The following is a 13,581-nucleotide window of genomic DNA, read 5'->3' as shown; positions in this document are numbered from 1 at the left end:
TTTTCAAACATACAGATTAACAACTTTATTTTGAGAAGGTTGAACTACTGGGTAATTCAAAAATTTCTAATTCAAAAAATGGAATAGCAGCAATGACGTGGTCAAAAATATCAGCTAAAATATACTCATAATTAACCCATCGTTTATCACTGCTAAACGCATAAATTTCAATAGGTAAACCTTGAGATGTTGGCTGTAGCTGGCGCACCATTACCGTCATATCTTTATTTATAGCTGAATGTTGTTCAATATATGTTTGAACATATTTTCTAAAAACACCAATGTTGGTTAAATTTCTGCCGTTTATGGCTAATGTTTTGTTGGCCTTATGCTGCTCGTTATGTTTATTAATGTCTTTTTGTCTTGTATTTAAATAGCTTTCTAGTAATTGGATGCTTTTAAGTTTTTCAACAGTTTCAGGGGTTAAAAACTTAATGCTATCTGTTTTTATGTTTATGGAACGTTTTATGCGTCTGCCTTCAGAACTTGTCATTCCGCGCCAGTTTTTAAACGATTCAGAAATAAGAGCGTACGTAGGAATGGTGGTTATTGTTTTATCGAAATTTTGAACTTTTACGGTAGCTAGAGTGATTTCGGTTACATCGCCATCGGCTCCAAATTTTTCAAAAGTTACCCAATCTCCAATTCTAACCATGTCATTTATAGATACTTGTATGCTTGCAACAAATCCTAAAATGGTATCTTTAAAAACTAAAATTATAACTGCTGAAATAGCGCCAAGACCGGTTAAAAACTTTAAAAATGGAATGCCCGTAATAATGGCAATGGCAGACATAATACCGCCTAACCAAGCAAAAATCATAAAAACTTGTATGTAGCTTGCAATGGGTTTATCTTTTAAACTAGGTAAGGTTTTTAAAAAATCTTTTGCGGTGTGGAGTAAGCTTCTAACAATCCATAATGTTAAAACAATAGCAAAAACTTGTACGCCCTTTTCAACATAAATTTCAAACGTTTCAAAATGAAAAAATACTACGGGTATAAATTCTAATGCTAGTAAAAGCGGAATGATGTGTGCTATATTTCTAGGCACTTTGTTTTCAACAAGCAAATCATCAAAATTAGATTTAGATGCTTGAGCAAAACGCATAAACATTTGCAGTAAAATTTTTCTAATTATAAAATCTACTACAAAAACAACTATTACAGCTACTACCAAAAGTGCTAGCATGTTTAAATACTTTGCTGTAGCAACCTGCACACCTTGTTCAATTAGGTAATTATAAAGTAATAGTTTTATGTTATTCATGGTTTAATTAGGGCTTTTTAATAATTTTCTTTCAACATAAAACGTGCCAAACGGAATTATTGAAGCTATTAACACCGTAATAAATTGTTTGTTATTCCATTTAAAATCTGGTTTTATTATGAAAGCTAAAACAACATAAAGCATAAATAAAATACCGTGGGGCATGCCTAATAGTTTTACATATTGCGGATCTCCAGAAAGGTATTTAATTGGCGTTGCAATAAACAGAAGTAGCAGATATGATACACCTTCTAAAAAGGCAACTAGCCTAAATATATTAAGTAGTGAAAACATGTTTTATTTTTTTACAAAAATAAGGTTTAAAGTTGTAAATAAGTACTAAATACTAAACAACATTAAAAATTATAAGACCATAAATAGCAAAGCGTAACAAGCGTAATGACCCATAAATTACTACGTTTTTAAACGGAAAATTAATGATGCCTGCAGCCATACATGAAATTGAAAAGGGTAGTGGTAGTAAAGCGCCAACAACTATTAAAAAACCGCCCCATTTTTTGGAGTTTTTTAGCTGTTTTTCCATTTTGTTTTGCAAGTAGTTGTGCACTCTGGGGATTTTAGTTATAAAATCTCCAATATAATATGATACTAAACCGCCAGCATATGATAATAATGCTAAAATACTTAAATATAACCACGGGTTATGTAATTTACCAGACCATGCAATAAATATTTCTGGAGGTACTAAGCCTAGTAGGGTTTCAGAAACAAAGAAAAATAATAAAACGCCATAAACAGGCAGTATTTGCGTTAGTTTTACAAGAGCTTCATTAATATTAAAAAAGTGATTTACCACGTAAATTACTGCAACGGCAATAATAATATAAGGCAAGGCTTTTAAAACACTTTTACCAACAAAGTTATAAAAGCCTGTATAGCTGTAGTATTGGTGCAGTAAATGCAAACGCGATTTACGTTCTGTTTTAGACTTTTCTTTAGGTTTCATGGTATTGTACACTAATTTAAGGCCTGCAAATTTAGTTTCTTTTTTTTTGTTGCTAAAGAAATATATTACGTTTATCAAATTTTTAACACAAAAAGCCTTGAAGTCTATGTGTTTATTGAGGTTTTTCTAAAGTGCTGATCGTCATAAAGTTTTTCAAAAGGAATAATAATATGTTTGTTTTTGTAGGGTTTTAGTTGATGTGCTGCATTGAAACCGCAACCCGTATAAATCTTTAAGGCGTGCTTAAAATATAAGTTTACAGGATATATATTATTGTATATTTTAAATTTAGGGTGTTTATACTTTAAATTAACTTGAGTAAAAACAGCAACAATAACATTTTTCTGTAAACACTCATTTTTTACAACTAAATCACAAAGTTTAAGCACATCATTTTTACCGCCAGAATGTACTATCATTATATAAGGTGAAGCTGAAAATGCTATGTTTTTTTGAGGAACAGACCCATTTATACTTAATGTTTCTGTGCTTTTTGAATGTTTTAAAATCCAGTTATAATGATTGGTGTATAGTTTTTCTAAAAGTAGTGTTTTGCTAAAGATAATTTGGTTTTGTGGTTGAATGCTTTTTAAATAAAAAGACCATTTTAAAACTCTAGAAATATAAATATAGTTTATGTTAGGGTATTTTTTGTAAATAGTAATTAGCTCGCCTTTTAATCCAAAAGGAAACGCATCAACATAAAATGAGGTTATTTTATGCTGTTTAATGCAGGTTGTTATAGTTTCTGCCCAACTTAGAGCATCATCTTGCCATGATAAACCAATAAAAGTGTAATTAAAATACTTTGTAAAAGTTAAAGGCGCTATAATTATTACATTGTTTTGAGGAATTTTAAGTTGTTTAACTAAAGTGTCTATTCTAGTTAAATGCCCTAAACCGCCACCTTGGGCATAAAACACATGCATTAATAGCCTTTTAGAATTAATTCTTTTATAATTATTTCTTTTTGGTTATTTGGAATACTTGGTATTTTAGAAATTAAAAGACTTGCAGAATAGTTTTGATTAAAAAACTCTGGAGATGCATTTTCAACAGAAACTATTTGTTCATTTTTATCTAAATTATACGAAGTTCTGGCAAGTGTAACATCGTTTTTTACCAATTTTGCTTTTTTAGTATCAGTGAATTTTATTTCAAACGGATTTAAATTTTCTTCATTATCACTTATTTTTATTTTGTTTTCGTACAGTTTAATTTTCCAAAGTAAATCAGAATTAGCTGTTCTTAATTTAAAACCATCAGATTTGTATTTAATTTCAAAAACTACATTGCCGCTAGTGTTGTAGTATTTTTTCTTATCTGCCTTAGTCATTTTAGACGTGTATGTTTCCGAAGCACTATTTATGGATGTTTTCGATGTTTCAGAACTTGCATTTGTTGTATTTGTATTTTGCTTACAAGCGGTAATTAGAATAATAAAAAAAATGCTTACTAATAATTGATTTGTTTTTTTAACTTTCATAAGAATGGATGTTTTCTATAATTTTTAAATAGTTTGATATTTCTGTTTCAGGTGTGTAATTTGTATTTATTTCATGATGTAAAACACTCGTTTTTTGTTGAACAACATCAATAGTGGTTGAGTGAAATGTATTTAAAGTGTTTATTAATGATTCTTCTTTTAACGAATTGAAAATAAAAGAATTGCTGTTATTTAAAACATCTGGAATTCCGCCAGCGTTTGAAGCTATTATTGGCACTTTTAAAACTGCAGCTTCAAAAATTACGTTGGGCATACCGTCATAAATTGAAGGAATAGCAACGGCATTGCAAAGTAAATAATTTGCTATCAAATCTGTTTTAGATTCGGGCTTCGCAATTGAAAAAGGAATATTTAATTTATTTAAAAGCCCTGTAATGTGTGGCTCAACTTCGCCAACAAAATGTAAATGTACACGTTTGTAAAGTGCGGATTTTTTTAAACCACTAATAAAAAAATCGATACCTTTTTTCTGTTTTAAATACCCTATAAAACCTATAATGGTTGCATGCTTGGAGCTATTAATTTTTTCATGGAGTGTTTTAGCTAAATCTAAATCAGATTTTAATGTTTTCCAATGGTTGGTATCTATGGCATTTGGCGTAAAAAATACGTTATTATTGAGTTTAAGAGCCTTAATACGGTTTACCTTTTCTTTTGATACGCAAGCAATAGCAGTTGCGTTTTCAATAGCAAACAATACATCTTGTTTTTTTTGTGAAAAAATAGCGGTGTCAAAATCATTGCCTCTAAAACAAATAAGCAATGGTTGTTTTAACCATTTAGCAATTAAGGGCAAGCCTTTTAAACATAAATGACTGCCGTAGGCCACTAAAGCACTACTTTTTGAAATTTGAGTGTTAATATTTAAATAAGTCCATAACGTGTTTAAAGTATGTGCGCTGTCTTCAAAAACAGGGATAGCGGTGTAATTACCGTTTACTTGCGCTACGGTTTCAAAAGCTTTTAGTTTATTTGTGAAGTGATAAATGTTTACTGTATGGTGTTTTCTTAAATTATCAATAATTCTGTCACAGCTTCTAGCCATACCGCCTTTATTTGGCGGGTAATTTTCTGTAAACCAGCTTATAACCATGCGTTATTTATTAACTGTAAAAAAACGTATCATCGGCACTAAGCATGCCTCCAATGTTATTATTTTCATCATCATTATGTAAACTCTGCATTTCGCCATCGGTCCATTCAGCTTGTGCGCCACCGCCACCAAAACTTCCTCCACCAAACCCGTTTTCAAAGCCTTCAGGATTTTGGGATTCAGAATTTGTATTACTAAATGTAGTAGGAGTGTGGTTGGTTGAAATAAACACATCATCATGCCTTTTTGTGGTATTTACAATTTCAGCAGTGTATAAATAATTTTCCCAATAACAGTCTTCACAATATATTTTGGTATTAGTTTTAAACGCATGCACACTACAAACTTTTTTCTGGCAGTTGTTACATGTTTCTTCAGCAGTATTGTTACAATTTAAATTTAAAAACACACCAGATTTTTGTTCGCAATTCATAGTAAAGTGTTATTTAAGTTGTAGTTGTTGGATCATTACTTTATTGTTGGTTAAATAGGTTAACATTTCTGTTACGGCCGATTTAGAATGCTTTAACTGAGGCCTAAGTATAGAAGAAATAGTACTTGGTTTGCTTTTGTACTTAAGCTTAACAAAATGAGCATTATTTATAGTAGTTACAGCAATATGATACTTGTTGTTAGATAATTTAATTGCTTCATGTGCATTTATTATATCATAATTTGCTGGATTAAGTTTTAAGGTTAGCGCATAGAAAAATTTATGTTTGTGCTTATATTTTGTTTTTATTTTACCGCTAGAGCGCCTTTTTGTAGTTTTTACCTTTACAGAAATTTGATTTAAAGAAGTAGTACAAACAGTGCCATCTTTCATGGTAAATTGAGCATAGTATCTTTCTAATTTATAAGGTTTATAGCTTGTGCCTCTTCGTTTTTCAAGTCCAATTTTAGTAGGGGCTAGTAAATTATTTTCGTGTTCAATAGGGCTGTAGTCAATTCTTAAATTAATTAGGTTTTTATGCACATCTCCCTTAATAGCAATTATAAATTTTGCCAAATCTTGAAAAGCATCAACAGGTACAAATTCGTATTTCTTGTAGTTATTTAAAATAAGAAATAAAAATATGTAATAAAAAGGACAAAAAAATAAAATAGGAAATATGTCTTCTCCATCAGCACCATTCAAAAACATTATTACTATAATTACAACAGGTATAAAAAATAATAATTGTTTAGGATTAAACTTAAAGGAAGATTTAGAACGCTTTAGCACATTTTTTTTTAAAAATATCATCCAATATTCTATAGGCCGTTTAGCTTTAAACTTTTTAGTTTTGCCAATACGTTGCAGGTCCTGTTTCAGAGCATTTTCAAACATATTCTAATTCAGATTTATAGAGGTTTATCATTTTAGATTCTTGGTATTTCCAAAGATAATTTTTTTCAATATGTTTTTTTCCGTTTTCGCCAATACGTTTTAAAATTTCAGGGTTTTCAAGTAATTCTTTAATTTTTCTACCTAAAATTTGTGGTCGGTCTGGTGGTACTAAAATCCCTGTTTTATTGGCTGTAATTATTTCATTAACCACAGGAATATGGCTAGCAATAACCGGTGTACCATACGCTAAAGACTCTATGATTTTTAACGGATTACAGCCTTGTATGATGTTTCTATTACAAGCAGTAAGCGGCGCTACTGTTAAAATAGCATTTTTTATTACGGAAGCTAAACTAGACTTATCTAGTTCAAATAACCACGTGATTTTATGGTTTACACCAATAGTAATAGCTAATTCTTTATAAATTAACGTTCTTTTTTCTGGTACAGATGCACAAATTACCAATTGTATATGTGTGTTTTCTAACTCTTTTAACGCCTTTAAAAGCGTTTTTATACCTTGCCATTTTTGTAAAGCTCCAAAATATAAAATGTAGGAGTGAGGCTTAATATTAATTTTACTATTTGATTTATAGATGGTTACACCGTTGGGGATTACAGTTATTTTATTATCGTTAGTATTTGAAAACTGCATTACAAATTGCTTTGTAATTTTTGAAGGTGTTATTAAAACCGATGCGTTTTCTATACAATACAGTTCAATGTTTTTAATTTTTTGCAATACCGATGTACTAATGTTAGGGTATCTGTTTGGTAATTCAATATGATTAAAAGCGTTAACTTCAAATACTGTTTTTACATTTTTTGATGATTTTAGAGCAGGTAAGCCGCCCCAAATATCACGAAAATGAATAAGTTTAATATTTTTACAAATATCTGATGCTAAAATGTTTGAAACAGCTGCTTGAAACTTAGTTGTACGTTCTAAAAAATTATAAATTTTTTCTTTCCAACGGTATACATAAAGTTTTCGGTTTTCGTCATATTGAAAAGTTGGCATAGTATCATTACCTAAACAAATTAACAAACCACAACTAAATGTTTCTTCTAAAGCGTTTAAACAGTGATTTATATGAGTTGCAGCACCTTTTTTTGAAGGAAATACATCAAAAGCTATATATACAAACTGAGGTTTTTGTTTCATAAAATACTTTATAAATATATTTCTTTTTATTGAAATAGTAGTACAGGAGAAATATTCTATTTTACATAATATAAATTATAATACAAATGTATAGTAATTTCTGTATAGCCGTTTTTTAGGCTATTTACACATAATTGTAGATATAGTGCCTTTAGGTCTATATCGTCAACAATTATGTTAAAAGAAATGTATCTATAATTAGCTGTTATGTAAAATAGCCGCTACCAAACGCTCGATTGTTTAATAAAATCAAATTGCTCTAGCAATTTATTTTAAACACAATTCCCAACCGCATGCCAACGCCAAATAAAAGCTTCACTTTTTGCACTGTTTTAAAATTCGCGTATTTGATAAAATGTACGTCAAAAAAAAATTTATGAGATTCTCGTCAAGTTGCCACAAGAGTATAAAATTTCTCTACAAGCAAATTTCTATACACTTGTTTTATGTAGAACTTCAATTAGAGTTTTCTTTTTGTGCGTTATCTTTTGCCTTGATGCAAAAGAAACAAAAAATCAAGGCTGCATATAATTTTGGAAACAATTAACGGCTCGCTCCACTATATTTTAAGAAACATTGGAACTTTTAAGACTATGTAGAAATATTATGTAAAATAGAAATATTTAAAAAACTGGATTGCTAAATCCCTAAAATATTTTCATTACACTCGCCTATTGTTTTTAACCAAAATTCTATGAGGCCGAATTTTAAATTGAGATTATAAACATAATCACATAGCAATTCTTTGTTCATTGTTAAAATTCAAAGGAATTTCAATATTGTCTTCTTCAATGATTAAATTTGAAGCAATTTGTTCCACTATGTGAGCATTAACAGCATTTCCAAGAGCTCCAAAACAGCTGCCTAAATTTTCTGGTAATTTAATTCCATTTAAAGATTGTATTCTTGCTCCTTCATTTGGTGTAATATATCTATTTTCCCATCCAATAATTGGTATTTGAGTGCTAACTGTAACTAATGAAGGAAAATAATCAGGTTTTTTAACTCTAACTCCTGAACCTCTAAATTGAATTATATATTTAGTTAAATCTCTTTCTCCTCCTTGTACGTTCCATTCAAATTTTTGCCAACTTGAAACGCCTAAATCTCTTATTTTTTTTACTACAGGCTCTAACTCTACTTTATATTTTTCATAAAAAGCCCTATTACTTCTAATATAATGCTTTTTCCAACTAGGAAACGGAATAGGCTTTCCAGTTTGTTTATGCAATTGATTTTTCTTTACATAATTAGGTAAATTATTGAATTTTTCTTCTCTAGTCATTCCTTTAAGTGGTATGCCAAATTTACCTTTGCATTTTCCTAAAGCATGAGAAGAAGTTCTATAAGGTATTTCATCTTCAAAAGGATAAGTTGCTCCAAATTCCATACTCCAAATAGGAAAGCTAGGTAAATTGTCCTCTAAAGGAATTTTATCGATAAATTCTTGCCATAGTTTAATAACTGAAATCTTTTCATCTTCAAGTTTTGTTGCATCAGTTGGATTTACATCCAAAAAATTCATTATAGAATCAGTTGATTTAGATGATTCTGGCCAATTAAAATGTTGAATGCTATTTTTAGCTCCAATTATAAACAATCTTTCTCTGTGCTGTGGAATACCAAAATTATGAGGAGATAAAATTTTCTTATCAATTTTGTACTCAAGCTGGTTTTCAAGTTTATCCTTTATGTAATTCCAAGTATTAAAATTATCATGACTTTCTAAGTTCCTTACGTTTTCTAGAATGAAGAACTCTGGTTCATGGAAATCAAGAATTTCAACTATCTTATCAAATAGAGTTCCATTTTTTTCGTCGTCAAGACCTTTTTGGTCACCAGCTTTAGAAAAAGGCTGACAAGGAAATCCTGCGCATAGAACATCGAATTGAGGAATTTCACTTATTTGCACTTTTGTAATATCTCTATTTACTTGAATATTAAAATTCTTTTCATATAGTAGAGCTAAATTTTCTTTTTTCTCACTTGCAAAAACACATTCATGTCCTAGATTTTCAAGAGCTACATGAAATCCACCTAATCCTGCAAATAAATCTATGAATCTCATATTCCTTGAGTAATTTTTAAGTTACACCAATCCCCTACTTCTTTTCGTAAAACAGGACTAACCTCTTTTTCGTATAAAAAATTATAAATTCTTAATCTGTCAAAAAGCATTCCGAAACTTGAAGTTCTTTTATTCCATACCTTTTGTTGTACAAATTCTACTGTAGAAATGGATTGTATTATATTCTCAGGAAACCATATTATATAATTAGTCCAATTATTCATATTTATTGGCTTTTTATTTGCCCAATGTTTTCCGGCAGCACATTGTTGTAAAACATATAAATTGGAACCTCTATTATCCTCAAAAGATTTATACCCCAAAACATCAACACCATCATCCTTATAGGATGAATCTGCTCGCATATTTCTAGTTTCATAACATAATTTTTCTATTTCATCAAGATTGTCATTAAATCCTTTGCCTGCTGGGAAACCAAAAGTAAATACATCTCCATTAAGAAAATTTTTAAGAGCTTCAGCAGAAATTTTCTCAAATAAACCTGTTCCTCCAGAATTGTCATTTGCTCCATTAAATGAGTAATATAGACATAAAAAATATTCGGGTATTTCCTTCCAAGAATAATTGGGACTTATTTTATTTTTTTGAACTGTATATATCGGTTTTTTATATAATAAAGTCCTCCATTCTAAAGTACTTAACCAACTATCAATTGTCTGTTCATCTACTCCATCTACTAAAGAACTTATTTGTGATTTACTTAAAGGCTTATTGTTTTTTAATAAATTTAACTCTAGCCATTCAATCTCTTTACCAAGTTTAAAACCAATAAATTCTGACATTATAATAAATTACTTTTTAAGGCTTCAATCAATTCTTCTAATTCAGCAACTTGTTTTAATAGTTCGTCATCATTTTTATATTTATAAGCAAATTTCAATGAAGTTTGAACAGCTCTGCTTGCACTTGTTAGCTTTTTTGATAAATATTCTCTTTCTCCTCCTGTCCTTTCATAAGCTCCATCTAAATCTTTATATTTAAGTAAGTATTCAACAGCTTCAGGTTCTTTTACAACATGGCTTAATGTATTTGTTATCTTTCTTGAGTCAGTTAAAACAGGCTGTTCATTAGTTTCTTTGTTTCCATAAATCCATGTTAATAAATTTTTAAATTCATCTAACTTATTTGAATCTACTAATTCGTTTTCAAGATTTACTTTTGCATATGATTCAACTCCAATATAGTCTCTGATAGATGAAGAATTGTAAGCTACTGTCAATAATGAAAACTTATCAATAATTGGTCTTACATCAAAGTTTTCTAAGTTATTTCTTGCTTCTGTGAATAATTTATATGTTATATATTGCTTTCTAAGTTTATCTGATCTATCACCAACAACTTTTTGAACTTGTTTAATAGAGTCAGCAATGGATAAACCTTTATCGAGTTCTTGGTCTATAACACTAGCAGTATATGCTGCTTGGGCAAAAGCTTCCCATTTCAATAAACCTGCAATATGTCTTACTCCAAGATATGATGAAACATCTTCTCGTTTTTCGTAAATAATGCATGGAATATTTGATATATCAAATATTTTTTCATCATCATCTGTTTTTGGGTAAAACTTATCAATACCTAATTTTTTTCTTAGACTTAAATCAGTTATTAATTTTATTGCTGAAGTTCTTCTATTTCCTTCAACAACAGTAAAACTGATTTTATCTTTATCAATTAAGGTTTTTAATGCATTAGCTAAATCATCAGGATTATCATATGACGCAAAAGAAAAGTCAGGAGGTATTATATTTGGAACTACAATAATTGGTTCTTCATCAAAATAACCGTTTTCAACTAAAGACATTGCTATTGTTTCAGTATCAAAATTTTCATAAAGAACTGAAATTAAGTCAAATTGAGATGATTCATCAGGATTTTCCAAATACGGAACTAAACGTGGGTTTTTTTTATCAACCTCAATTAAATCAATTTTAATATCTAACTGTGGTCTCCTATTTCCTTTACCTGCAAAAGTCATTTAATCGTTTTTATTTTAAACAAATATAAAGATATTATCTAATTTTTAGTTTAAACCCAAATCATATCATTTTTTTTATTTCTTCTAATAAATATGCAGGTTTTCTTTTGCGCAACATTGCATGGCAATTTGGACAAACAGGAATTAAATCTGTAATTGGATTTAACTCATATTCAGTTCCGATTGAAGAAATATCAATAATGTGATGCACATGAATAAATCCCTTTCCTATTTCACCATATTTTTTTTCAAAATCAAATTCACATATTTGACATTTATATCCATAATATTCAATACATTTAATTCGAGCAGCAGTATTTCTTTCATAAACATTTACAAATACCTTTTTAGATTTACCCTCTATAAATTTTTCAGTTTCATCTATTTCATCAGGGAATATAATTTGAGATGGTACATTTAATTTTTCTAAATATTTGTTATATATTTTGCGTCTTTTTAAAACTCTTGTATTAGAAATATTTTCATAATAATCTAAATGAGAAGAAAGGGAAATTAAAGCATTTTGAAGTCCATTTTGCCCATGGTTTTCATAAATTTTATTTAAGTAATATTCTGTACCAAAAACATTTGAATTTCTTGTCATAAGTTTTCCTGTCATCATACATTGATAATTATAAACATAATCTGATGCAGAATTTCTGTTCATTCCAAAATCTACCAATTCGTCTAAGCCTGCTTTCTGAGTAATTTTATTTTCGTAAATGCTTTTTGCAATTTCAAAGGATTTAATAATTTGTTCTTCAGTGATTTTAGACATATTAACTTCTTTTTTTAAATATAATAAATATTACCATTCCACACACATTACACTACTCTCCTACTGTCGCTGCGTGTAAAGAGTGTTTATTCACAAGGTTTATATTTTTTTTAGAGGAGTTCATGCATCTCGTACCTCGATGTCATTAACATCGTAAAGAAAGTTTTGGAGTAAATTTTTTTTAAAGAAAATGTAGAAAGGACTATCGCTTTTATCCAAAGTTCAAGTAACATAACGCAGAACATTATAGTCCAAATAATACATTTGTAATATATGTTGAAATATCGCTTTTCGTTTTATTTTGAATGATTGCAGTATGTTCTCTAAAAAGACATTCTAATTTCCTTTAATCCGGTTCCATAAAAAATTCATCAAAAATTTAGCATCACGACCAGTTTTTGTAACTTCAGTAGCTTCTATTTGCCCATTATTTTTTTCTAAAGCATAAGAAAATGTAAAAAACGAAGTGTCATCTTTTTTGGGGATTAATCCAAAACGCAAATCATTAAAGTACCACACGCCTTCTTTTTGTTCAATGATATACCAATCTTCAGAAATATTTATAAGTCGTTGAACATCAGGGTGTTTTGTTAAAAAAAATGAAGTTTCACGGTTTTTAGGGTATTTGGTGAATTTTAAGGGTTTTGTATCAAAAAATGAGTAATCTGTAATGAGGTAATCATCTTTGGTATCAATATTCGCATTCCATAAAATAGTATTTAATGGCGCCGGACGTGTACTTATAGCTGTATATTCAATGTCTTGATCTTGTAATGCTTGCTCAATTTTTTGGTGTGCTGCAAACTTTAAAACAAGTGTTACCAATAAATAACTTGTTGAAAATAATAAACCAAAATTATTAAATCGCCTTCTTAGTTTTGAATTGCGTTTGCAAAACATTATAACAATACAACAAAATAGAAACGGTAATGTGTACAAAGGGTCTATTACAAAAATAGCGTTAAAGGCAAGTTTTAAGTTAAAAGGCCAAAAAAGTTGAGTGCCCCAGGTTGTAAAAGCATCTAACATGGGGTGTGTTACTAAACACCAAAAAAACAATTTTGCCCATGGTTGCCAACCAAGATTTTGTTTTTTTTCAAATTTATTAACTAGCACCCCCAATAAAGGTGCCATAAACAAGCAAAACACTATTGAATGGCTAAAACCACGATGCAGTTCTATGGCAGTTATAGTATCTGTAAAGTTGCCAAGTAACACATCAAGATCTGGTATTGTACCAGCAATAGCCCCATATAGCAATGCTTTATTGCCTATTTTTTTTCCTAAAATGGCTTCACCTACTGCGGCGCCCAATACTATTTGTGTTAGTGAATCCAATACTTTATGTAATAACTAATTGTATACGCAAAAATAACTATTATTAAAAGTTACTATAACTTTTTAAAT

General features: G+C 29.5%; 14 protein-coding genes. All 14 read right to left on the bottom strand.

Annotated elements, in window-relative coordinates:
- Positions 1-25: 25 nt before the first annotated feature.
- The 14 genes from ACXAG4_RS12235 to ACXAG4_RS12170 all read right to left on the bottom strand — a co-directional run bounded on the left by ACXAG4_RS12235 (position 26) and on the right by ACXAG4_RS12170 (position 13,512).
- Positions 26-1,270 (bottom strand): mechanosensitive ion channel family protein, encoded by a 1,245-nt coding sequence (locus ACXAG4_RS12235; protein ID WP_475296363.1) that lies wholly within the window; start codon positions 1,268-1,270, stop codon positions 26-28.
- 3 nt (positions 1,271-1,273) lie between these two features.
- A complete protein-coding gene (locus tag ACXAG4_RS12230) occupies positions 1,274-1,564 on the bottom strand; it encodes a DUF3817 domain-containing protein (protein WP_475296362.1) in 291 nt (96 codons plus the stop codon).
- 52 nt (positions 1,565-1,616) lie between these two features.
- Entirely contained in the window at positions 1,617-2,315 is a 699-nt protein-coding gene (locus ACXAG4_RS12225; RefSeq protein ID WP_475296361.1) for a YqaA family protein, read from the bottom strand.
- Between the two features lie 26 nt (positions 2,316-2,341).
- The gene (locus ACXAG4_RS12220) at positions 2,342-3,166 is read right to left on the bottom strand and encodes a hypothetical protein (RefSeq protein ID WP_475296360.1); all 825 of its coding nucleotides are present in this window, start codon (positions 3,164-3,166) and stop codon (positions 2,342-2,344) included.
- A complete protein-coding gene (locus tag ACXAG4_RS12215; RefSeq protein ID WP_475296359.1) occupies positions 3,166-3,723 on the bottom strand; it encodes a hypothetical protein in 558 nt (185 codons plus the stop codon). The genes ACXAG4_RS12220 and ACXAG4_RS12215 overlap by 1 nt, the downstream gene beginning before the upstream one ends.
- Positions 3,713-4,837 (bottom strand): glycosyltransferase family 4 protein, encoded by a 1,125-nt coding sequence (locus tag ACXAG4_RS12210; protein WP_475296358.1) that lies wholly within the window; start codon positions 4,835-4,837, stop codon positions 3,713-3,715. The genes ACXAG4_RS12215 and ACXAG4_RS12210 overlap by 11 nt, the downstream gene beginning before the upstream one ends.
- A gap of 10 nt (positions 4,838-4,847) precedes the next feature.
- On the bottom strand, positions 4,848-5,270 hold the full coding sequence (locus tag ACXAG4_RS12205; RefSeq protein ID WP_475296357.1) for a hypothetical protein: 423 nt from the start codon (positions 5,268-5,270) through the stop codon (positions 4,848-4,850).
- A 9-nt stretch (positions 5,271-5,279) separates the two neighbouring features.
- Positions 5,280-6,062 (bottom strand): hypothetical protein, encoded by a 783-nt coding sequence (locus ACXAG4_RS12200; RefSeq protein WP_475296356.1) that lies wholly within the window; start codon positions 6,060-6,062, stop codon positions 5,280-5,282.
- A gap of 97 nt (positions 6,063-6,159) precedes the next feature.
- On the bottom strand, positions 6,160-7,332 hold the full coding sequence (locus ACXAG4_RS12195) for a glycosyltransferase family 4 protein (protein WP_475296355.1): 1,173 nt from the start codon (positions 7,330-7,332) through the stop codon (positions 6,160-6,162).
- A gap of 730 nt (positions 7,333-8,062) precedes the next feature.
- Positions 8,063-9,400, bottom strand: a complete 1,338-nt coding sequence (locus tag ACXAG4_RS12190) for a DNA cytosine methyltransferase (protein ID WP_475296354.1) — start codon at positions 9,398-9,400, stop codon at positions 8,063-8,065.
- Positions 9,397-10,203, bottom strand: a complete 807-nt coding sequence (locus ACXAG4_RS12185) for a hypothetical protein (protein ID WP_475296353.1) — start codon at positions 10,201-10,203, stop codon at positions 9,397-9,399. Before ACXAG4_RS12185 ends, ACXAG4_RS12190 begins: the two co-directional genes overlap by 4 nt.
- The gene (locus tag ACXAG4_RS12180) at positions 10,203-11,396 is read right to left on the bottom strand and encodes a hypothetical protein (protein ID WP_475296352.1); all 1,194 of its coding nucleotides are present in this window, start codon (positions 11,394-11,396) and stop codon (positions 10,203-10,205) included. The genes ACXAG4_RS12185 and ACXAG4_RS12180 overlap by 1 nt, the downstream gene beginning before the upstream one ends.
- Positions 11,397-11,457: 61 nt before the next feature.
- Positions 11,458-12,174 (bottom strand): HNH endonuclease, encoded by a 717-nt coding sequence (locus ACXAG4_RS12175; protein ID WP_475296351.1) that lies wholly within the window; start codon positions 12,172-12,174, stop codon positions 11,458-11,460.
- A 336-nt stretch (positions 12,175-12,510) separates the two neighbouring features.
- A complete protein-coding gene (locus ACXAG4_RS12170) occupies positions 12,511-13,512 on the bottom strand; it encodes a metal-dependent hydrolase (protein WP_475296350.1) in 1,002 nt (333 codons plus the stop codon).
- Between the last annotated feature and the right edge of the window lie 69 nt (positions 13,513-13,581).

It is taken from the genome of Seonamhaeicola sp. ABD4_175, assembly GCF_056160885.1.
The sequence above is the reverse complement of the archived record's forward strand: the minus strand, read 5'-3'. Positions and strand labels throughout refer to the sequence as shown.